This is a genomic window from Curtobacterium sp. MCJR17_055 (assembly GCF_003224335.1).
Classification (GTDB): Bacteria; Actinomycetota; Actinomycetes; order Actinomycetales; family Microbacteriaceae; genus Curtobacterium.
Genome location: NZ_QKLF01000005.1, coordinates 341,628 through 361,327, shown reverse-complemented (window position 1 = coordinate 361,327; position 19,700 = coordinate 341,628). Strand labels below are relative to the sequence as shown.

Sequence of the window (19,700 nt, the reverse complement as noted above, 5' to 3'; positions counted from 1 at the left end):
CACCTGGGTCCGGCCGTCGGCCGCGGGCGTAGCAAGGAACCATGACCGACTACGCACAACCGTCCGTGCCCGTCACCGGAGGGTCGATGCCGCTCCTCGGCTTCGGCACCTGGCAGATCGAGGAGCCCGACGCTCCCGCCGCGGTCACCGCCGCCCTCCAGGCTGGCTACCGCCACATCGACACCGCGACCGGCTACCGCAACCAGCGCGGTGTCGGGAAGGCGATCGCCGAGTCCGGCCTCGCCCGCGAGAACCTGTTCATCACCACGAAGCTCCCGCCGGACAACGCCGACCGTGTCCGGGAGACGATCGAGGAGAGCCTCGACCAGCTCGGCCTCGACCACCTCGACCTGTGGCTCGTGCACTGGCCGCCGAACGGGGAGGCCCGTCCGGACGTCTGGCAGCAGCTCGTCGAGGCGCAGCAGGCTGGCCTGACGAAGGCGATCGGCGTGAGCAACTACTCGCTCGACCAGATCGACGAGCTCATCGACGCGACCGGTGCGACCCCGGCCGTGAACCAGATCCGCTGGAGCCCGGTGGAGTTCGACCGTGCCGTGGCCGACGGCTTGCGCGACCGGGGTGTCGTCCTCGAGGGCTACAGCCCCTTCAAGGCGAGCAACCTGCAGGACCCGACGCTGGTCGAGATCGCCCAAGCGCACGACGCCGACGCCGCGCAGGTCATCGTGGCGTGGCACGTCGCCCACCAGTTCGTCGTCATCCCGAAGTCGTCGAACCCGGACCGCATCCGGTCGAACGCTGCCGGAGCGACGCTCGAGCTGAGCGCGGACGAGATCGCGCGGATCGACGGCCTCGGCAACTGACCGACCGCAGTACCGTCACCGGCCTGGTGGGACCCGCTCCCACCAGGCCGGTTCTCTGTCTGCCGCAGAGCCGGTGTCCGCGCCTCCGGACCCGACGTGCTCGGAGTCGAGGTCGTCGGCAGGTGCATCGACGACCGGGAAGTCCAGTCTCCGCGCGACGGCCGCGAGCTTCTTGTCGAGGGTCGCGATCGCGGAGCTCGCCCGCATCGCGACGGCCAGGACGGCCGCGTCCGGACCGCGTAACCCGTGCTCAGCGGTCAGGTGGGTCATCGTGCGCACCGCTTCGCCGTCGACGCCGATGAGGTGGACGCCCAACTCGGTCACGGCGGTGAGGCGGTCCTGGTACTCACCGTGCCGGGCGGCCCGGACCAGGACCTCCGCGAGGGTCATCGTGGACGTCGCGAATTCATCCCATTCGTGGGAGTCGAGGATGTCCACCGCAAGGGCATGACTGGCGTCTTTCCGGCTCAGCCAGGCGATCAAGATGTTGGCGTCGATCGTCAGCACTCGCCGGTCGTCCGCAGTCGCTCGAGGTAGCCCGGTGGGTAGTCTCCGGCGCCGTTGCCGGCGAAGAGACGGACGCGTCCTCCGTTCGTGAGGAGGATCTCGGTTGTGCCGGCGCCGAGGCGGCGGATACGTCCCGGGCCGGTGGTGGTAGCGAGGCGGTCTGCGGGCCAACGGTCGAGGTCGTCACCGACGCTGATGGCCTCTGTGGAAGGGCTTTCGAGCAGCATGGCGTGACGGTACCCATGCAGCACCGCCGTCGCCAAGAAGTACGAATGTCGTATTCCGGCCGCCTGTCACGCCAGCAGCGACCGGATGTCCTCCGCGCTCAACCCCTCGGCGAACAGCGCGTCGTCGTCGATCATCGTCGCGAACAGCTGCGCTTTCCGCTGCGCGAGCGCGAGCACCTTCTCCTCGATGGTGTCCTCCGCGATGAGCCGTGCGACCGTGACCGACCGGGTCTGTCCGATCCGGTGCGTCCGGTCGACGGCCTGGTTCTCGGCGGCCGGGTTCCACCACGGGTCGAGCACGAACACGGTGTCCGCTTCGGTCAGGGTGAGCCCGAAGCCGCCGGCCTTGAGCGAGATGAGGAACGCCGGGGCGGTGCCGTCCCGGAAGCGGTCGATGACGGCTCCGCGGCGCCGGGTGGACCCGTCGAGGTACTCGTACGCCACCCCGCGGTCGTCGAGGGCGGTCGCGACGATCTTGAGGAACGAGGTGAACTGGCTGAAGACGAGCGCCCGCCTCCCTTCCGCTGCGAGCTGTTCGAGTTCGTCGAGCAGCAGGTCGAGCTTGGCGCTCGGCACGTCGTCGTGGTCGTCGGACACGAGCGCGGGGGAGAGCGCGAGCATCCGGAGCAGGGTGAGGGACCGGAAGACGATCATGCGGTTGCGGTCGAGGTCGTCGACCAGGTCGAGCACCTTGAGCCGCTCCCGGTTCAGCGTCGTCTCGTACAGGTCGCGGTGCGCCGGGTCGAGGGTGACGCGGACGACCTGTTCGACCTTCTCGGGCAGGTCCGCGGCGACGCTCTCCTTCGTCCGGCGGAGCATGAGCGGGCGGATCCGTCGTCGGAGCCGGTCGGTGAGCTCCTTCCGGGCGGCACCGCGGAGCTCGGGTGAGGCGAGGGGCTTCACGTAGTCCTCGCCGAACCGCGTCCACGACGACAGCAGTCCGGGCGCGACGATCGAGAACAGGGCCCAGAGGTCGGACAGCCCGTTCTCGAGCGGCGTCCCCGTCACGGCGATCTTGACCGGAGCGCGGAGTTCGGCGGCGACCCGGTGCGTCTGCGACTGCGGGTTCTTCACGAACTGCGCCTCGTCGAGCAGCAACGCCGACCAGTGCAGGTCGAGGTACGCGGCCGCGTCGAGCCGGAGCAGGGCGTACGAGGTCACGATGACGTCGGACGCGGCGGCCGCGCGTGCGACCCGGGCGGGGTCCTTCAGCGAGGTGGAGGCGATCGTCGTGACCCGCAGCGACGGCACGAACTTCGCCGCTTCGTCCGCCCAGTTCCCGACGACGGACGTGGGCGCGACGACGAGGAACGGGGGAGCCTCCGGTGCGGCTGCCCGACGCCCGGCGATCATCGCGAGTGCCTGCAACGTCTTGCCGAGGCCCATGTCGTCGGCGAGCACCCCGCCGACGCCGTGCTCGACGAGGAACGACAACCACGCGTACCCGTCACGCTGGTAGGGCCGGAGCTCGGCGTGGACGGTCTCCGGGACCGCGAGGTCGGCGGGCGCGGTCGCGTCGAGCAGGCGCCCGGCGATCTCCTGCCACCGCTCGTCGTGCTCGGTCTCGTCGGCGAGCTGGTCGAACTCCGCCCACAGCGCGGCCCGGTACGGCGTGACGGTGAGCGGCTGGTCGGGCTCCCACTCCTCGAGCTCGCGGGCCTCCTCGATGACCTCCTTGAGCCGGTCGAAGGCCGGATCCGCGAGCGACAGGTACGAGTTGTCGATCAGCTTGAGCCGCCGGTCCCGTTTCGCGAGCGCCCGGAGCAGCGGCGTGAACGGGATCTCCTTGCCGTTGACGCTGACGATGATCCCGAGGTCGAACCAGTCGTGCTTGTCCGACGGCATCGTCGTGACGCGGATGTGCGGTCGGCCGCTCAACCGCTCGTAGTCGACCCGCTCGCCCTGCACGACGACGCGGACGCCGTGGGCTGGCAGCGCGGGCAGCAGCTCGGTGGCGAGCACGGCGACGTCGGCGCCGTCGATCGTCCCGTCCTCGAACCAGCCGAGTCCGCCGCCGGGACCGGGTAGGCGCTCGGGGGCATCGGTCTGTTCGGCGTGGTCCGCGTCCGGGACGGGAGGCCCGGACCGCTCCGCCGTGTCGTCGGACGTCCCCGACGTGGCCGGGTCCGACTCGTCCGCAGCAGGCGCCGTGGCCCGAGCCTCGTCGGCGGCGAGCACGCTGCCGAGGTCGGGCAGCGGTCCGTGCAGCGACACCGGGTCCTTCCGCCCGTCGACGCTCCACCGCCACTGCAGGTGGGCACGGTCGTCCGTCCGGGGAGCCCGCGCCGGCTCGAACGTCACCGTGAGCACGAGCTCCGGCGGGGTCCGTTCGGGCAGCTCGAGGGAGCCGTCCGAGCTGACGAGCCCGAGCGAGCCGCGGAGGCGCGGCGACCAGTCCGCCAGGAACTCGTCGACCTCGTCAGCGGGCACGGTGATCCGGGCAGCCTCGACGAGCATCCGCCGCTGGTCCTCGGGGACGGGCGACGGCGTCGGTGCGAGGGCGACGGAGAACTCCGGCGACTCCCGGAAGGCGTACACGCCGTGGTCCCCGACGACACGAGCGGCACCCTCGGCGACTGGTCGCCCGTCGATCACGGCGCTCGCGCCGATCACGAGCCCGTCGGCGGTGCGGACTGCGTCGAGCAGCACGCGGCCGTCCGTGCCGAGCTCGACCCCGCCCTCGCGCTTGCCGGTCACGAACGCGATGCCGAGGGGCCCGGCCTGCCGCAGCAACGGCCAGAGGAGCGGACTGCGGAAGTCGTCGAGGTGGATCCAGTCGCTCTCTCCGGGCAGACCGGCGAGCTGTCCGGCGCGGTGCAGCGCCGCGAACTGCATGAACCAGGCGTGCTGCTCGGGCTCGAGGCCGAGGCGGTTCATCGAGTAGGGGAGCGCACCCCAGGTCAGTTGTCCGCGCACCCAGTTGCCCGCCGCGCTCCGGCTCACCGGACGGACGCCGAGCCGCACCGCCCGCGAGGCGACCGGCAGGGTGCGGCCGGCTGCGCGGGCGCGGCCGGCGAGCCTGGCCGGGACCGCGTCGCGGAGTTCGAACTGGAGGCCCATCCCACCTGCCGCGCGAACGGTGCCGGACCCGACCGGGTCGTCGTCGTCGTCGCCGGCGAGGCGGGCGAGGTCGCGCCTCCAGTCCGGGGTCGGCGGGGTGGGCGCCTGTGTCCTCGGGCCGGCCTGCGCGGCGAGGGCCCGGGCGTTGATGGTGAGGAGCGCGGCGGCGACGTGCTTGCACTCGCCGCCGAGCGGGCACGTGCAGTGGCTGCGGACGGGGCGGACGAACTCGCCGCGGGCGATCGTCGTGTCGACCTGCACGTCGTAGGGGTCGTCGGCGCTGCCACTGACGGTCGCGGTGATCGAACCGTCCTCGTCGTGCCAGGTAGCGTCCTCGACGAGACCGGCGCGGACGACGTCGCGGGCCCGCCCGAACGTCTGCGGCCCCACGAAGCGGATGACGTCGACGGCGTCGATCATCGGAGCAGCTGGCACAGGGACATCGTGCCAGGCCCCGCCGACGCTCTGCCCCGTTCTGGGGACCTCACGGAGCCGCCGGAAACGAGAAGATGAATCATCATGCTGCAGTCACTCGTTTACATGAGCTCGGCCACCGAGCACTTCGACGGTCCCGCACTCGACGCCGTCCTGGAGCGCTCGCGTGTCCGGAACACCGAGGACGGGTTGACCGGCCTCCTCGTCTACCGCGAGGGTCGGTTCATGCAGCTCCTCGAGGGGCCGCACGACGCGGTGCTCTCGACGTACGGCCGGATCGTCGGTGACCCGCGTCACGACGAGGTCCGTCTGCTGGTGGAGGAGACCATCCACACCCGCCGGTTCCCCGAGTGGTCGATGGCCTTCAGCCGGGACACGGAGGTCGAACCACCCGAGGGCTTCAGTGACTTCCTCACCGGCGACACCAGCGCGGACGCGAGCAAGGCGCGTGAGCTGCTCCGGTGGTTCCGCAACCACCCGATGGCGGCGCCGACGGCCTCGCTGGGGAAGCACCGGCGCGACTGACACCGGCCGTCTGCGCCCCGACGACGAAGCCCGCCGGATTTGGTCCGGTGGGCTTCGTCGTCTGCTGTGCGGGTCCTGCAACCTGGCGGGCCGCCCGACGCGGTCCTGGTCCGATGGTTGTATCGGACCAGGACGGACGTCACTTGATGGACCACGCTCCGTCGGACTGGACCTGGATGACCGACGGTCCCTTGACCAGGGGTACGATCCCGGTCCACGGACCGATCTCGTTGACAACGAGGTTCGAGTAGCCCTGCGACAGCGGGGTCTGGAAGACACCGAAGTACCCCTCGCCGCGGTTGGTGATCCGGACGTTCCGCGCCTTCGCGCCGGACAGGTACACGTGGTCGCCGCGACCCGTCTTCGTGAGGAACGGCGCGCGGGACATCTGCTTGACGGTCAGGCTCCAGGCGCCGGTGCCCGTGACCCGGAATGCGCGGGTCGTCGTGAACGACTGGAGGCCGAACGCGGTCGTGCCGGAGTAGGCGCCGTAGTGGTAGACGGGCAGGTCGCCGTTCTGCTGGTTCGCGCTGTCCAGGCCCTCGATCGAGAACTCGGAGCTGCCACGGTAGGTCGCGATGATGATGCCGCTCTTCACCGCTGCGGGGAGCTTGATGACCGTGCTGGTCTTCCCCTGTCTGGAGAAGCTCTCGAAGGTGCCGTAGGCCTTCTTGTACGGCGTGGTGTCCCCGGTGACTGCCTGGGCGGGACCGACGCCGACGACCGACGTGGTGATGACGGCGGCGACGATGCCGGCGATGAGCGCGAAACGGCGCATGGTTCTCCTTTGACAGATGCTCACCCGATTGTGGTGGGCGGTCTGTTGCCGGGGGAGTCCCCGTACGAGGGTGGGAGCCGGCCGCCGGTCAGCGCTGCTTCGCCAGCTCGCTGTGCTTCCGCGAGTAGCCGAAGTACACGCCGAGCCCGATCGCGAACCAGATCCCGAACCGCACCCACGTCTCCCACTGCAGGAACGAGACGAGCCACAGCGACGCCAGGACGCCGATCGCCGGGACGACCGGCATGAACGGCAGGCGGAACTGCCGGTCGAGGTCCGGCTGCCGGTAGCGGAGCACGATGACCGCGGTGCAGACGACCACGAACGCGAGCAGGATGCCGATGTTCGTCAGCTCGGCAACCACGCCGATGGGCAGCACGCCCGCCAGGACCGCCGACGCGATGCCGAGGATCCAGGTCACCCGGGTCGGGACGTGCCGCTTCGGGTCCGTCTTGGCGAACCACTTCGGCATGAGGCCGTCGCGGCTCATCGAGAACCAGACGCGCGAGGCACCGAGCATGAAGGTGACGAGGACCGTGACGATGCCGACGATCGCGCCGATCGCGATGACGTTCGCGATCCCGCCGAGGCCGACCGACGCGAACGCCGACGAGAAGCCGGACGCAGGGTCGATGTCCTTGTAGTCCTCCATCCCGGTCAGGACGAGCGTCGCGAGCACGTAGAGGACCATCGAGATCCCGAGGGAGAGCAGGATCGCCTTCGGCATGTGCTTCCGGGCGTCGGTGGACTCCTCGGCCGCGGTGGACATCGCGTCGTAGCCGAACACGGCGAAGAACACGGTCGCCGCCCCGGTCATGACGCCGCCGAAGCCGAACGGGAAGTACGGCGAGTAGTTCGCGCTGTCGATGTGGAAGACACCGAGCACCACGATGAGCACCACGAGTGCGACCTTGATCCCGACCGCGACGAACTCGAACCGGGCAGCGCTCCGGATGCCGCGGGTCAGGACGAACGCGGTGAGCAGGCAGAGCAGGATCGCGAAGACGTCGACGACGTGTCCGTCCCCGGTGCCCGGGGCGCCGAGCATCCACGCCGGCAGGTCGATGCCGAACTGGCCGACCAGGAAGCCCACGTAGCCGGAGATGCCGATCGCGACCACCGCCACGATCGCGGTGTACTCGAGCAGCAGGTCCCAGCCGATGAACCACCCGACGATCTCGCCGAGCACCGCGTAGCCGTACGTGTAGGCGCTGCCGGCCTTCGGGATGAGGCCGGCGAACTCGGCGTACGACAACGCGGCCGCAGCGCTGGCGACCCCGGCGACCAGGAAGCTGATGAGGACGGCGGGTCCGGCGACGCCGTTCGCGACCGTCCCCGCCAGCGTGAAGATGCCCGCGCCGATGATCCCGCCGATGCCGATCGCGGTGAGCTGCCACAGGCCGAGGTGGCGTTTCAGGCCGCCCTCGGCTCCGGCGTCGTCGTCGATCGTGTCGATCGGCTTCCGGCGGAACAGGGTGGAGGATCGCGGCGTCGGTGCCATGCCGCCATCCTGCACCCGCCGCGGCGGATCGGCACGCTCCTGGTGGACGCCGGGCGGGCGGCCCTCGCGACGCCGGCCGGGCCTCCCGTCAGCGCTGCGCGTACGGCCACCAGAACGGCGGCGGCAGCGCGCCGCCGGTGAGGATGACGAGTCCCTGGTAGGCGAGCATCCCCACGCCGAGCATCCCGAGGACGGCTGCGGCCCATGCCCACCGCCGAGCCGCGCGTCGGCGACGACCGATCCGGATCGCCCGCCACGCCGACAGCAGACCGAGTCCGCCGAACAGGAACCCGATCGCGAGGTGCCGTCCCACGTCCTCCGCCGGCAGGATCAGCCCCTGCAGGAAGGCGAACCCGGAGAGCAGCACGGCTGCGGTGGCGGGAGCGGCAGGGGGTTCGTGGTCGCGCGCACGGGCCATGCCCCGACCGTAGCGGCAACGGGCGTCCCGTCGACGAGGCACGATGGACCCATGCGTTCCTCCGCCCGCGTGCTCCTGCGCCCCGTCCTCGTGCTCGCGGCCGCCCTGCGGTCGGTCCGCACGCGCCGCCGCCGATGACGTCGGGACACCCGGACGGCGGAGCCCGGCACGACGGCGCAGCCCAGGACGGCGCGGTCCTGGACGGCCGGGAGGCCCGGTCCGGTGGACGCCGCGGTCGTCGCGTCGCGGACGTGGTCGCCTCCGTCGTCCTGCTGGTGGTCGGGGCGCTCGCCGCGCTGACCGCCGGGTGGGGGATCATGCTGCTCGCGCTCGGGTTCGGTTCGTGCGACGCACCGGGCAACCGCTGCAACGAGGGGCTCGGCGGGACGGTCGTGACGCTCGGGCCGGTGCTCGTCGCGCTGGTGTTCCTGGTGGCGGCCGTCGTCTGCGTGCTCCGGCTCGTCCGACGCCGGACGGCGTGGCCGGTCGCGCTGCTCGGCCTCGGGCTGGTCGTGGTGGTGTTCCTCGTGGCGCGGCTCGTCGTGGGCGGTACGGTGACGATCGGCATCTGAACGGGTTTTCCTGCACAGGGCCGTCGGACGTCGTGGTCGTCCACAGATCGGCCATCGGAGGGGTCCGTCGGCGGGTCGGACGGCGACGCTGAGGGCATGCCAGACACCGACGTGCTCGACCGACTCGAGCGAACCGCAGTCCGAACCGACGCCGACGTGGTGGACCTCGTCGTCGCCCTCCTCGACGCGCCCGTCCGGCGACAGTGCTGGGTGCTGTTCCTGGGCGAACGGGGCCTCCCCGTGCACCTGGTGATGCCGGTCGCCGACCTGCCCTACGAACCCGACGACCGGGTGCCGGACTTCGGCGCACTCGTCGAGGACGTGGTCGCGCAGGTCGGCGCCGCACAGGTGGTCCTCGCGTGGGAACGACCGGGGGCGAGCGGGCTGTTCCCCGTCGACTGGGCGTGGGTCGACGCGATGGCCTGCACCCTCGCCGAGCACGGCGTCCGGCTGCGCGGGCAGGTCGTCGTGCACGAGGACGGGGCGTCGATGATCGAGCTCGACGACGACGAACCCGTCGACTCGGCCGCCTGACCTAGCCCTGGGGTGCGACGTCCGGCACGGTCTCGCCGGTCAGACCCTCGACCACGCGCTTCGCGGTCGGCCAGTACTTGGCGTAGTGGTCGGGGTCGGCGTTCACCTGCACCGCGTGCGCCATCTGCGTCGGCGTCATGGTCTTCCACCCGGGCACCTTGACGAGCTTCGCGTAGAACATCGACGCCGCCGTGTACGGGTCCATCCGCTGCTCGTACGTGCCCCACGCGCCGTTGTCGCGCTGCTGGAACAGTCCGCGGCTGTCCGGCCCGGCGGCGTCACCGTGGTCGATGTTCACGAGCCCGGACTCGCCGATCGCGGTCATCACGCCGACGGCCTGCGTGTGCGGTCCGATGCCGAGGGCGCGAGCGGCGCGGATGACCTCGGCGGCGTTCACCAGACGGTCCTGGCAGAACCCGCCGATCGGACCGGCCGGCACCACGACGCCGCCGACGGTCTTCGCCGGTGCTGCCGGGCAGGTGAGCGCCCGGGGCGTCGCCGAGGACGACGCCATCCCGGTCAGTGAGTTCACCGCGACGACGATCAGGACGATGACCCCGATGACGGCGGCGACGACACCGACGCCGAAGACCGACGCGAGTGCGATGCCGGCACGGCGCATGGGGTCGTTCCTCCGTCGGGGTGGGCGGGACGAGCGGCCGGGGAGCCGCTCACCACAGAGAGGCTAAGCGCTCCCGCTGGACGTGGGGCGTGCCGACATGCCCCCGGTTCGCGGCACTACCGTGGACAGCGGAGGGAACGATGGACACAGCGATGCAGGACCGGGCGCTCGGCGCCGTGCTGGCGAGTGCGTGCGGGGACGCGCTCGGAGCCCCGTACGAGTTCGGCCCGCCTCTGACCGCGGACCAGCCCGTCGAGATGCGCGGTGGTGGACCGTTCGGCTGGGAGCCGGGGGAGTGGACCGACGACACGAGCATGGCGATCCCCGTCCTCGAGGCGGTCGCCAACGGTGCGCGCTGGAACGAGGCGAGGACCCACGGACGCCTCCTCGCGGCCTGGTCGGACTGGGCGCAGGACGCTCCCGACGTCGGCGCCCAGACCCGTGCCGTCCTCGGCCGGATGACCGCGAACACCGAGGAGGCCGCGAAGGCCGCCGCCCGCGCCGTGCACGAGCAACGCGGTCGGTCGGCGGGGAACGGTTCACTCATGCGGACGACGCCGCTCGTGCTCGGGTTCCTCGGCGACGGGGCCAAGCGCCCCCTCGCCGTCGCCGCCCGTCGGGTGAGCGACCTGACGCACTACGAGGAGGACGCCGGTGACGCCTGCGTGCTCTGGACGGTGGCGATCCGGCACGCGGTCCGTCGTGGCCGGCTCGACGTCCGTCGCGGTGTGCCGCTGCTGCCGCGGGAGCGCCGGACCCTGTGGCTCGACCGGATCGCCGAGGCCGAGGCCTCCACGCCCGCGGACCACACTGAGCGCAACGGGTGGGTCGTCGCGTCGCTGCAGGCCGCGGTGGCGGCGATCACCTCCGGTGACGGCGTGGTCGACACCCTCGAACGTGCCGTCCGCGGTGGCGGGGACACCGACACCGTCGCGGCGATCACCGGCGGACTGGCCGGGGCGCTCGCCGGGGCGTCGGCGCTGCCCGAGCAGTGGACGGTCCTCGTGCACGGGTGGCCGGGCAAGCGCCTCGACTGGGTCCGGTCCCTCGCCGTCCGGGCGATCGACCGGACCCCCGGGCCGCTCGGCCTCCCCGCCCGCCGGAGCTGACCCCGGTACCGCGCGCGTCCCCGCTCGACGGGCCACCCTGGCCGTCGGGCGGGGACGCGCCTCGCCGCTCGGTCAGTGGTGGTCGTCGCGCGGGTCGCGCTGCACCGCGGTCGGCTCGGTCACGAGCCCCGTCGGCGCCTTGTCCGCGACCTTCCGCCCGTGGGTGAACCACGTCACGAGCCAGAGCACGACGCCGAGCGCGAGCAGTGCGCCGGCGATCTGGTACTGCTCCGCAGCACGACCGGACGAGAACGGCAGCACGAGCCACAGGCAGGCCACGACACCGATCACCGGGAGGACGACCCCCGCCCGGAAGTGCTTGTGTCCGACCCGGTCCCGCCGCAGCACGAGCACCGAGGTGTTCACGACCGCGAAGACGGCGAGCAGCAGCAGCGAGGTCGTCCCGCCCAGGATCACGACGATCGGCGACTCCGGGTCGAGCGAGACCCATCCGATGAGCAGCAGCGAGATGACGGTCGTGAAGACGATCGCGGTCGACGGGGTCCGGCGGGTGGGGGAGACCCGACCGAGGAAGCGCGGGAGCACGCCCTGCTTGCTCATGCCGTAGAGCAGCCGGGACGCCATCATCATGTTGATGAGTGCGGTGTTCGCGACGGCGAACATCGAGATGAACGGCAGGATCGACCCGATCGGGAAGTCCGGGGCCGCGGTCTGCACGACGGTCACCAGCGGCGTCTCGTTGCCGGCCAGCTCGCCGATCGGCACGACGGCCACGGCGCAGATCGACACGAGGACGTAGATGACGGCCGTGATGCCGAGCCCGGTCAGCATCACGCGGGGGAAGATCCGCGACGGGTCCTTCGTCTCCTCGGCCATGTTCACCGAGTCCTCGAACCCGACCATCGCGAAGAACGCCAGCGAGGTCGCCGTCGAGACGCTGAGCAGCAGGCTCTTGTCCTCCGGCGTCTCGAACATCACGACCCGCGAGAAGTCCGCGTTGCCGCCGGCGATGGCGTAGAAGCCCACGAGGATGACGAGCACGAGGCCCGAGAGCTCGACGAGCGTGAGCACGACGTTCGTCTTCACGGACTCGCTGACACCGCGGAAGTTCACCGCCATGACGGCGAGCATGAAGGCCATCGCGATGAGCATCACCACGACGTTCGGCAGCTCGAGCCCGAACCCGACGCCGAGGTTCGCCGCGAAGGCACGGGACGCCGTCGACGCCGACGTGATCCCCGAGCACATCACGATGAAGGTGACGATGAACGTCACGAAGTGGATGCCGAACGCCTTGTGCACGTACAGCGCGGCACCGGCGGTCTGCGGGTACTTCGTGACGAGTTCCAGGTACGAGAACACCGTGAGCAACGCCACCGAGAAGGCGATGAGGAACGGGAGCCACGCGGCCCCGCCGACCTCTGCGGCCACCTGCCCGGTGAGCGCGTACACGCCGGTGCCGAGGATGTCGCCGACGATGAACAGCAGGAGGAGTTTCGGACCGATGACACGGCGGAGCTCGGTCTGATGCCCCGCGTCGTGTTCGGCCTTCGTGGTGGTCGCCATGCCCCACCCTGTTCCTGCTGACCGCTTCCTGTCCAGTCCCACAGGGAAATCAGCCGAGTCGGGCACGTGCAGCCGCCCCTCGGTACGCTCCCTGCATGGACGAGGAGTCGACGACCACCGAGGAACCCATCGAGTTCGCGGACTTCAACGCGAAGCTGCTCGTGCTCGACGCGCTCTGCTACGACCTGGACGTCATCGAGCCCTACGACGGGGACGACGACGAGGAGACGGTGGTGGACGAGGACGACGTTCCGGGACAGGACGACCGGGCGCGTGCGTACTACGACGACCTCGACCTGCTGCCGTCGCAGCTCGACCTGGTCACCGAGCTGACGGTCGACTCGGACCTCGAGGTCCTGCAGGACGTGCACCCCGGGTGGGACGGCTCCGACGACCGCTACGACCCGCAGAACTGGGACGACGTCATCGACCTGCCGGCCCTGCGCATCGTGTACGCCGCTGCTCCGCTCCCGGCGCACGTGTCCGAGGCGCTCGCCGCCAAGGGTGTGGACGTGCGCTCGGCGTAGTCCCTCAGCGGAGCTCGGCGAGCTGCGCGGTGAACTCTGCCGCGCCGCCCTGGGCGGGGTGCCGCACCGCGATCGCGTCGATGCCCGCGGCGGCCAGCGCACCCTGCGCCTTCCGACCGACCGCCACGAAGCGTCGTGCCCCGACGGCCTCGGCCAGGGCCAGTGCGACCGGAGCACCGTCCCGCACCTCGCTCGGACGCGGTGTGCGGTTCGTCAGCCGGTCCGGCGCGGCGAACGGGTGGTGCGGGAACACCGCCCAGAGCACCGGCAGGGGGCCGTGCCACCCGCGCAGGGCTGCGTGCACCACACGGGATGACGCCTCCCACGGTGCGGTCGGGTCCTCGGGCACCGCGAACGGGACGTCGGCGAAGAGCCCGTCCGGGTCCTGCAGTTCGCGCATGCTCGTGAAGGGCACACCGGTGTTCGTCATGCCGCGCCACCCGGGCGCCTCGGCGACCAGGATCGTGTCGGCCGCCGGGCCGAACCGCCGGAGGTAGCGGTCGAGGTTCGCCCGACGCAGCACCCCGGCCCCGCTCGCACCGGCACCAGCGCCGACGCGGTCACCCCCGCCCACGGCAGTCCCGCCCACGGCAGCCCCGGTGCCGTCGTCGAACAACCGCTCGGCGTCCGCCGCTGCCGGCACCGCGTCGAGCGCCGCCCAGAACGCGGCCAGGTCGATCGGTGCAGGCTCGGGCGTCACGTCGCCTCAGCGCCCGAGCACCCGCAGGTACACGCGCTCCAGGCCGACCGCCGATCGGTCCCAGCTCAGCCGCTCGGCGTGCTCACGACCCGCAGAGGACAGTGCGGCGGCGTACTCCGGCTCGGTCAGCACCCGCTGGATCTCCGCGGCCCACACCGCCGGGTCGCGGGACTCGAGCACGACCCCGGTCTCGCCGTCGAGCACCGCTTCGCGCAGCCCCCCGGCAGCGGCCGCGACGACCGGGACACCGGACGCCGAACCCTCGAGCGCCACGAGCCCGTACGTCTCCGAGTGGGACGGGACGAGCACGGCCGCTGCCCCGCGGAACAGGAAGGCGAGGTCGGCGCGCGACTGCGGCCCGATGAAGGTGACCCGGTCGGCGATGCCCCGCGACTCGGCGAGCCGACGCAGTTCGGCCACGTGGTCGCCGGCCTCGCTCGACGCGTCCCCGGCGATGACGAGGGTGGGACGGGCCTCCCGGTCGATGCCGGCGATGGCCTCGATCGCCAGGTCCAGGCCCTTGAGCGGTTGCACGCGTGCAGCGGCGACCACGTACGGCGCGGTCGCCCGGCGGGCACCGACGCCAGCCGGACGGAAGACCGACCCGTCCACGCCCGGCGGGACGATCCACACGCGCGACGCATCACCGCCGAGCCGTGTGCGGACGGTCTCGGCCTCCGCCTCGCTCACGACGACGACCGCGTCGGACTCCCGGGCCAGGCGCTGCTCGCCGGCCATCCGGCCGGCGGACTCGGGTCGTTCGCCCTCGGACAGCGGCGTCTCCGCGTCGGCGGCGATCGAGTGGAAGGACTGGACGTGCGGGACGCCGCGGTCACGGGCGACGGGGAGCGCTGCGGCACCGGAGAACCAGTGGTGCGAGTGGAGCACGTCGAACGGTCCGAGTGCGGCGAGCCCGTGTCGGAACGGTTCGATGAAGGCGTCGTGTTCGCCCTTCGGCACGGGCTGGGCGGGCCCGGCGGACAGGAACCGGAGGCACACGCCGGGGACGAGCGCGACCGAGTCCGGCTGCGTCGGCGACGAGCGTCGCGTGATGATGTCCACCTGGTGGCCGCGGTCGGCCAGGGCCTCGGCCTGGTGCCGGACGACGACGTTCATGCCGCCGACCTCGCCGGAACCGGGTTCGTCGCCGGGGGAGGTGTGCAGCGAGACGAGCCCGATGCGCAGCGGTTCGGTCGTCGTGCTCACCGGACCAGCCTAGCGAGCGGGTCGCTGCGCCTCCCGCGCCGGTGCGACGAGGGCCGGCAGCCGTCCGGCGGTGTCGCGCGGGTCGGACGGGGAGCCGTCATCGCCTCCGAGCACCTGCACCCGTCGGTCGCCGTGCCGCTCCCAGAACGCCGCCGTCCAGGCGCAGAGGACGCCGTCCAGCAGGTCCTCCCGGTGCTTGTGCGTCGGTCCGTGCAGCACCGACGGCTCCGCCAGCGCCCGGGTGCGCGGATCGCCGTCGAGGTCGAGCGGCGGGTCGAGCGGCCTCGTGCGGACGCGCCGGACCAGTTCGTCGAACGCCTCGGCGCGGCGCTGACGGGCGACCGCCGGCGGCACCGACGGGGCGAGCCGCTTGTACCGGGGGCGTTCGTCGTCGTAGCCGAACTCCTCGACGCCGACGAGGGTCGTGTACGGGTAGCACTCGAAGACCGCCGGGCCGCTGCGGGCGCGCATGCTCGCGGTGTCGCTGACGTAGGTGATGCCGAGCGCGGTGAGCCGGTCGAGCAGGCGGGCGCCCGCGCTCGCGGCCGAGGCGAGGCTCGTCGGGTTCGCGGCGACCCTCCATCGGCCGTAGCGCTGGCCGACCTGCCGTTCCACCTGGCGCATGCCCGTCGGGTTCGTGACGACGAGGGAGGCGTCCACGGCGACGAGCGTGCGGGGGCCGAGCCGCTCGGCGATCCAGGCGGTGACCGCGTCGACCCCGCGGGCCCAGCCGGCGTCGACCACCCGTCCCGCGTCGTCGACGGCGGCGAGGCCGGTCTCGTTCGGCGCCCGACGCTCGGTCCCGAGGCCCCACGCCAGGTCGACCCCGAGGTACGCGTTCACGGTGTCATCCTGCCCGTGCGGACGCGCGGCACGTACTCCGCGGGTGCTGGGGAGTAGGTTCCGCAGCATGGCGACACCGGCGACGACGCTGACCGTACCCGGACCCGAGGGCGACCGGGAGGTCCGGATCTCCAGCCCGGCACGCGTGCTGTGGCCGGACCTCGGCATCACGAAACTCGACCTGGCGCAGTACCTCGTCGACGTGGGGGAGCCCTTCGTCCGGGCGAACGGCGACCGACCGATCTCGCTGCAGCGCTTCCCCGACGGTGTCGACGGCGAGCAGTTCTTCTCGAAGAACCCGCCGAAGGGTGCGCCCGACTACGTCCGCGCGGTGACGGTCACCTACCCGAGCGCCCGGAGCCACCCGCAGCTGGTGGTCGACGAGCCGGCCGTCGCGGTCTGGGCGGCGCAGATGAACACCGTCGTGTTCCACCCGTGGGCATCCCGTGCCGAGGACAGCGACCACCCGGACCAGCTCCGGATCGACCTGGACCCGCAACCGGGCACGGACTTCTCCGACGCGGTGCCCGCGGCTCACGAGCTGCGGAAGGTCCTGGCCGACGTCGGGCTCGAGGCGTGGGTGAAGACGAGCGGCAACCGCGGCCTGCACGTCTTCGCGCCGATCGAGCCGGCGTACGAGTTCCTCGACGTCCGGCACGCCGTGATCGCGGCGGCCCGGGAACTCGAGCGGCGGATGCCCGAGCAGGTGACGACCGCGTGGTGGAAGGAGGAGCGCGGGCAACGCGTCTTCGTCGACTTCAACCAGGCGAACCGCGACCGGACGATGGCCGGTGCCTACAGCCCCCGTGCGCTCCCGCACGCTGCCGTGTCGACCCCGCTCGCGTGGGAGGAGCTCGACACCGCGGACCCGACCGTGTTCACGATCCGCACCGTCCCCGGTCGGCTCGCCGCCACCGGCGATCCGTGGGAGACGATGTCCGCCGCGCCGCGGAGCATCGATCCACTACTGGAGTGGTGGGCTCGCGACCTGGAGCGTGGTGAGGGGGAGCTGCCGTTCCCGCCGGACTTCCCGAAGATGCCCGGCGAGCCGCCGCGCGTCCAGCCGTCCCGGGCGAAGAAGGGCTGACGGGACCGCTGAGGCGCCCCCTGGGACGGCGCCCCCTGGGACGGCGCCCGCTCGGACGGGGCCTCAGACGAGCGAGGAGGCGTCCTCGGAGCGGAGTCCGTCGTCCTCGACGCGCGAGGTCTGCAGCGGCAGACCGACCGTGGCGGTGTGCAGGCGGGTGAGGCGCGACCACGTGCGGCGGTTGCCCTGCGTCACGCCGTCCAGGACGATCATGCGCCGAGTCCGATCGTGACGAAGGCGAGCGCGGCGGCGGTCACACCGGCGATGCCGCTGATGATCGCGCTGGTCTGGAGCGCACGCAGATGACGTGCTTCGCGGACCTCGCTGAAGGGGCTGCGCTGCGCCCGGCGAATGAGGATCTCGTTGCTCATGTCCACTCCGATCCGTGGTGTCGAGACGGTGTCCGACCACCGTTTCCCTGGTGCCTCAGATGTTTCCACAGTTTCACTAGTTCGGCTAACTACTGATCACTGCGGAGCGCGGATTGGACATCTGACCGGACGGACCGCGGTCGGATCAGGACAGGACGTCGCTGAGGTCGTACGCCGTCGGGACCTCGAGCTGGTCGAACCCGCACGAGCGCGCCTCGCGGTCCGGACGCCACCGCGCGAACTGCACGGTGTGCCGGAACCGGTCACCCTCCATCTGGTCGTACCGGACCTCCAGGACGCGCTCCGGTGCCAGCCGGACGAACGACGTGTCGCGACCGGACGAGAACCGTGAGCGCTCCCCGTCACCGGTGACGGGCCTCCCGTCCGCGTCCCGCTCGACGAGCGGTTCCAGCTCGTCGACGAGTTCCCGGCGCCGCTTGTCCGTGAAGGCGGAGACCCCGCCCACCATCCGCAGCTCGCCCGCGTCGTCGTAGAGCCCGAGCAGCAGCGACCCGACACCGGTCCCGCTCTTGTGGACCCGGTACCCGACGGCGACGACGTCCGCCTCGCGGTGGTGCTTCACCTTGAGCATCGTGCGCTTGTTCGGCTCGTACGGCTTCGACCGCGGTTTCGCCACGACCCCGTCGAGGCCGGCACCCTCGAACGTCGTGAGCCACTCGCGGGCGACCTCGACGTCGAGCGTGGTGCGGGTGACGAAGAGCGGGGCTGCGAGGTCGGCCCCGAGTTCCTCGAGCGCGGCACGGCGCTCGTCGAACGGCCGGCCGGTCAGGTCCTCGCCGTCGAGGTGCAGCAGGTCGAAGGCGACGAACTGCGCCGGCGTCTCGACCGAGAGCTTCGCGATCCGCGAGGCGGCGGGGTGGATCCGCTGCGACAGGGCTTCCCAGTCGAGCCGCTCGTTCCCCGGTACCCCGGAGCGGACGACGACCTCACCATCGAGGACGACGGGGTGCTCCCGGCCGCCGAACCGGGCGCGGAACGCCTCGACGAGCTCCGGGAAGTACCGGGTCAGCGGCTTGGCGCCGCGGCTGCCGATCTCGACGTCGTCGCCGTCGATCGTCACGATGCCCCGGAAGCCGTCCCACTTCGGCTCGTACCGCAGGCCGCCCGCGACGCTGTCGGGGTCCGGCACGGTGGCGACGGCCTTGGCGAGCATGGGCGCGATGGTCTCCATGCGGCCTGTCTACCCGCCCGCTGCGGGACCGGCCTGGATGCCCGTCACGGCCCGGTCCGCCGGCACCGCCTGGTTAGGGTGGTCGCGTGTCGATCCCGCCGCCCGTCAGCACCGCGCAGGCCGAGGCGCTCGCCGCCGGTGCCCTCCCGCCCGTCGAGGAGGTCCGGCCCGGCATCTGGACCATCGCGGTCCCCTTCCGAGGCGGTGTGCCCGACGCCACGCTCGCGTACGTCATCGAGGGGAGCGACGGGGCGCTCGCGGTCATCGACCCCGGGTGGTCCGACGGCGGCTCCCTCGACGTGCTGTCCGACGGGTTCCGGACCATCGGCCGCCGGCTCGAGGACGTCACCCTCGTCGCCGTCACCCACCTGCACGCCGACCACCTCGGTGCCGCGGCCGCACTGCGGCGACGCTCCGGTGCCCCGGTCGCGATGCACGCCGCGGAGGTGCGCGCGCTCGAGCACGAGCGGGCCGACGCGGAGCAGAACGACCGCGACGTGCGGACCTGGGGCGTGCCCGCCGCGCTGCTCGACGGGGTCCTGGCCGCGTGGGGGACCGGCCGCCGGATCGGGCAGGGGACGGCGGAGGCGCCGTTCGCCGACCTGCTGCTCGCAGACGGGGACGTGTTGCCGATCCCGGGGCGGACGATCAGCACACTGTGGACGCCGGGACACACCGGCGGTCACGTCTGCTTCGTCGACGAGCCGGACGGGCTCCTGTTCACCGGGGACCACGTCCTGCCGCGGATCAACCCCGGCGTCGGACTCGGCGGCCGGACCGGGACGAACCCGCTGCGTGACGCGCTCGGCTCGCTGGCGAGGCTCGACGGACACGGGCACCTCGAGGTCTGCCCCGGGCACGAGTACCGGTTCCGCGACGTCGTGTCCCGAGCCCGTGTGCTCATCGACCACCGGGACGAGCGGACCCGGCACGTCGCGGACGCGCTCGACGCACTCGACCGGCCGACGCTCTTCGAGGTCGCGTCCCGCGTGCCGTTCAGCGGCGGGATCGAATCGATGTCGGGCTTCCTGCTCGCGAGTGCCCTCAGCCAGACCGCGTTCCACGCCGACCTGCTCGGTCGCGCCGAGGAGATCCGCGGCGCCTGACGACCGGCGCGCCGTCGCGCCAACGGGCGGGC

The 19,700-nt window shown here is 72.0% G+C and carries 22 protein-coding genes; 8 read left to right on the top strand and 14 right to left on the bottom strand.

Annotated features, from left to right (window positions below; translation table 11 throughout):
• Positions 1-41: 41 nt before the first annotated feature.
• A complete protein-coding gene (locus tag DEJ16_RS13565) occupies positions 42-821 on the top strand; it encodes an aldo/keto reductase (RefSeq protein ID WP_110826093.1) in 780 nt (259 codons plus the stop codon).
• A 15-nt stretch (positions 822-836) separates the two neighbouring features.
• Here DEJ16_RS13565 and DEJ16_RS13560 read toward each other — a convergent pair whose 3' ends face one another.
• From DEJ16_RS13560 to DEJ16_RS13555, 3 genes are all read right to left on the bottom strand, one after another.
• Positions 837-1,328, bottom strand: a complete 492-nt coding sequence (locus DEJ16_RS13560; protein ID WP_181419604.1) for a PIN domain-containing protein — start codon at positions 1,326-1,328, stop codon at positions 837-839.
• A complete protein-coding gene (locus DEJ16_RS15830) occupies positions 1,322-1,555 on the bottom strand; it encodes a hypothetical protein (protein ID WP_181419603.1) in 234 nt (77 codons plus the stop codon). The genes DEJ16_RS13560 and DEJ16_RS15830 overlap by 7 nt, the downstream gene beginning before the upstream one ends.
• A 66-nt stretch (positions 1,556-1,621) precedes the next feature.
• Entirely contained in the window at positions 1,622-5,050 is a 3,429-nt protein-coding gene (locus DEJ16_RS13555) for a DEAD/DEAH box helicase (protein ID WP_146232886.1), read from the bottom strand.
• Positions 5,051-5,134: 84 nt separating this feature from the next.
• Between DEJ16_RS13555 and DEJ16_RS13550 the strand changes: the two genes are divergently transcribed.
• On the top strand, positions 5,135-5,575 hold the full coding sequence (locus DEJ16_RS13550; protein ID WP_110826090.1) for a BLUF domain-containing protein: 441 nt from the start codon (positions 5,135-5,137) through the stop codon (positions 5,573-5,575).
• A 139-nt stretch (positions 5,576-5,714) separates the two neighbouring features.
• Here DEJ16_RS13550 and DEJ16_RS13545 read toward each other — a convergent pair whose 3' ends face one another.
• The 3 genes from DEJ16_RS13545 to DEJ16_RS13535 all read right to left on the bottom strand — a co-directional run bounded on the left by DEJ16_RS13545 (position 5,715) and on the right by DEJ16_RS13535 (position 8,272).
• Positions 5,715-6,353, bottom strand: a complete 639-nt coding sequence (locus DEJ16_RS13545; RefSeq protein ID WP_110826089.1) for a hypothetical protein — start codon at positions 6,351-6,353, stop codon at positions 5,715-5,717.
• Between the two features lie 88 nt (positions 6,354-6,441).
• A complete protein-coding gene (locus DEJ16_RS13540) occupies positions 6,442-7,854 on the bottom strand; it encodes an amino acid permease (RefSeq protein ID WP_110826088.1) in 1,413 nt (470 codons plus the stop codon).
• An 88-nt stretch (positions 7,855-7,942) separates the two neighbouring features.
• Entirely contained in the window at positions 7,943-8,272 is a 330-nt protein-coding gene (locus DEJ16_RS13535; RefSeq protein WP_110826087.1) for a hypothetical protein, read from the bottom strand.
• Here DEJ16_RS13535 and DEJ16_RS13530 point away from each other — a divergent pair.
• Both DEJ16_RS13530 and DEJ16_RS13525 read left to right on the top strand, forming a co-directional pair.
• Positions 8,224-8,844, top strand: coding sequence for a DUF6264 family protein (locus DEJ16_RS13530; protein ID WP_375232131.1), 621 nt, complete (start codon positions 8,224-8,226; stop codon positions 8,842-8,844). The two genes, DEJ16_RS13535 and DEJ16_RS13530, sit on opposite strands and share 49 nt — an antisense overlap.
• Positions 8,845-8,940: 96 nt before the next feature.
• Positions 8,941-9,378: a hypothetical protein gene (locus DEJ16_RS13525; RefSeq protein WP_110826085.1), complete on the top strand. Its 438-nt coding sequence runs from the start codon at positions 8,941-8,943 to the stop codon at positions 9,376-9,378.
• 1 nt (position 9,379) lies between these two features.
• Here DEJ16_RS13525 and DEJ16_RS13520 read toward each other — a convergent pair whose 3' ends face one another.
• Entirely contained in the window at positions 9,380-10,000 is a 621-nt protein-coding gene (locus tag DEJ16_RS13520) for a hypothetical protein (protein ID WP_110826084.1), read from the bottom strand.
• Positions 10,001-10,140: 140 nt separating this feature from the next.
• On the opposite strand from DEJ16_RS13520, the gene DEJ16_RS13515 reads away from it, so the two are divergent.
• Positions 10,141-11,109: an ADP-ribosylglycohydrolase family protein gene (locus DEJ16_RS13515; RefSeq protein WP_110826083.1), complete on the top strand. Its 969-nt coding sequence runs from the start codon at positions 10,141-10,143 to the stop codon at positions 11,107-11,109.
• 72 nt (positions 11,110-11,181) lie between these two features.
• Here DEJ16_RS13515 and DEJ16_RS13510 read toward each other — a convergent pair whose 3' ends face one another.
• Complete coding sequence (locus DEJ16_RS13510; protein WP_110826082.1) at positions 11,182-12,636, bottom strand: APC family permease; 1,455 nt, start codon at positions 12,634-12,636, stop codon at positions 11,182-11,184.
• Positions 12,637-12,731: 95 nt separating this feature from the next.
• Here DEJ16_RS13510 and DEJ16_RS13505 point away from each other — a divergent pair, with 95 nt between their 5' ends.
• Positions 12,732-13,163, top strand: a complete 432-nt coding sequence (locus DEJ16_RS13505) for a DUF6892 domain-containing protein (protein WP_110826081.1) — start codon at positions 12,732-12,734, stop codon at positions 13,161-13,163.
• Between the two features lie 4 nt (positions 13,164-13,167).
• On the opposite strand, the gene DEJ16_RS13500 is transcribed toward DEJ16_RS13505, so the two are convergent.
• From DEJ16_RS13500 to DEJ16_RS13490, 3 genes are read right to left on the bottom strand one after another with little or no spacing between them, the layout of a single operon-like run.
• Positions 13,168-13,863 carry a uracil-DNA glycosylase gene (locus DEJ16_RS13500; protein ID WP_181419602.1) on the bottom strand — a complete coding sequence of 232 codons (696 nt, stop codon included), beginning with the start codon at positions 13,861-13,863 and terminating at the stop codon, positions 13,168-13,170.
• A 6-nt stretch (positions 13,864-13,869) separates the two neighbouring features.
• Positions 13,870-15,069, bottom strand: coding sequence for a glycosyltransferase (locus tag DEJ16_RS13495; protein WP_110826080.1), 1,200 nt, complete (start codon positions 15,067-15,069; stop codon positions 13,870-13,872).
• 9 nt (positions 15,070-15,078) lie between these two features.
• A complete protein-coding gene (locus DEJ16_RS13490) occupies positions 15,079-15,912 on the bottom strand; it encodes a DUF429 domain-containing protein (protein WP_181419601.1) in 834 nt (277 codons plus the stop codon).
• Positions 15,913-15,979: 67 nt separating this feature from the next.
• Between DEJ16_RS13490 and ligD the strand changes: the two genes are divergently transcribed.
• Entirely contained in the window at positions 15,980-16,999 is a 1,020-nt protein-coding gene (gene ligD, locus DEJ16_RS13485; RefSeq protein WP_110826079.1) for a non-homologous end-joining DNA ligase, read from the top strand.
• 63 nt (positions 17,000-17,062) lie between these two features.
• Here ligD and DEJ16_RS15825 read toward each other — a convergent pair whose 3' ends face one another.
• The 3 genes from DEJ16_RS15825 to DEJ16_RS13480 all read right to left on the bottom strand — a co-directional run bounded on the left by DEJ16_RS15825 (position 17,063) and on the right by DEJ16_RS13480 (position 18,562).
• The gene (locus DEJ16_RS15825; RefSeq protein ID WP_181419600.1) at positions 17,063-17,212 is read right to left on the bottom strand and encodes a hypothetical protein; all 150 of its coding nucleotides are present in this window, start codon (positions 17,210-17,212) and stop codon (positions 17,063-17,065) included.
• Positions 17,209-17,370, bottom strand: coding sequence for a hypothetical protein (locus tag DEJ16_RS15820; protein ID WP_181419599.1), 162 nt, complete (start codon positions 17,368-17,370; stop codon positions 17,209-17,211). The genes DEJ16_RS15825 and DEJ16_RS15820 overlap by 4 nt, the downstream gene beginning before the upstream one ends.
• A gap of 145 nt (positions 17,371-17,515) precedes the next feature.
• Entirely contained in the window at positions 17,516-18,562 is a 1,047-nt protein-coding gene (locus DEJ16_RS13480; protein ID WP_110826078.1) for an ATP-dependent DNA ligase, read from the bottom strand.
• A gap of 86 nt (positions 18,563-18,648) precedes the next feature.
• On the opposite strand from DEJ16_RS13480, the gene DEJ16_RS13475 reads away from it, so the two are divergent.
• Complete coding sequence (locus DEJ16_RS13475) at positions 18,649-19,668, top strand: MBL fold metallo-hydrolase (RefSeq protein WP_110826077.1); 1,020 nt, start codon at positions 18,649-18,651, stop codon at positions 19,666-19,668.
• Positions 19,669-19,700 lie beyond the last annotated feature (32 nt).

Bases quoted from the DNA above. Each gene is read 5' to 3' on its own strand.
- DEJ16_RS13565 (WP_110826093.1), top strand. From the start codon at position 42: ATGACCGACTACGCACAACCGTCCGTGCCCGTCACCGGAGGGTCGATG.
- DEJ16_RS15830 (WP_181419603.1), bottom strand. From the start codon at position 1,555: ATGCTGCTCGAAAGCCCTTCCACAGAGGCCATCAGCGTCGGTGACGAC.
- DEJ16_RS13550 (WP_110826090.1), top strand. From the start codon at position 5,135: ATGCTGCAGTCACTCGTTTACATGAGCTCGGCCACCGAGCACTTCGAC.
- DEJ16_RS13545 (WP_110826089.1), bottom strand. From the start codon at position 6,353: ATGCGCCGTTTCGCGCTCATCGCCGGCATCGTCGCCGCCGTCATCACC.
- DEJ16_RS13540 (WP_110826088.1), bottom strand. From the start codon at position 7,854: ATGGCACCGACGCCGCGATCCTCCACCCTGTTCCGCCGGAAGCCGATC.
- DEJ16_RS13535 (WP_110826087.1), bottom strand. From the start codon at position 8,272: ATGGCCCGTGCGCGCGACCACGAACCCCCTGCCGCTCCCGCCACCGCA.
- DEJ16_RS13525 (WP_110826085.1), top strand. From the start codon at position 8,941: ATGCCAGACACCGACGTGCTCGACCGACTCGAGCGAACCGCAGTCCGA.
- DEJ16_RS13520 (WP_110826084.1), bottom strand. From the start codon at position 10,000: ATGCGCCGTGCCGGCATCGCACTCGCGTCGGTCTTCGGCGTCGGTGTC.
- DEJ16_RS13515 (WP_110826083.1), top strand. From the start codon at position 10,141: ATGGACACAGCGATGCAGGACCGGGCGCTCGGCGCCGTGCTGGCGAGT.
- DEJ16_RS13510 (WP_110826082.1), bottom strand. From the start codon at position 12,636: ATGGCGACCACCACGAAGGCCGAACACGACGCGGGGCATCAGACCGAG.
- DEJ16_RS13505 (WP_110826081.1), top strand. From the start codon at position 12,732: ATGGACGAGGAGTCGACGACCACCGAGGAACCCATCGAGTTCGCGGAC.
- ligD (WP_110826079.1), top strand. From the start codon at position 15,980: ATGGCGACACCGGCGACGACGCTGACCGTACCCGGACCCGAGGGCGAC.
- DEJ16_RS15825 (WP_181419600.1), bottom strand. From the start codon at position 17,212: ATGATCGTCCTGGACGGCGTGACGCAGGGCAACCGCCGCACGTGGTCG.
- DEJ16_RS15820 (WP_181419599.1), bottom strand. From the start codon at position 17,370: ATGAGCAACGAGATCCTCATTCGCCGGGCGCAGCGCAGCCCCTTCAGC.
- DEJ16_RS13480 (WP_110826078.1), bottom strand. From the start codon at position 18,562: ATGGAGACCATCGCGCCCATGCTCGCCAAGGCCGTCGCCACCGTGCCG.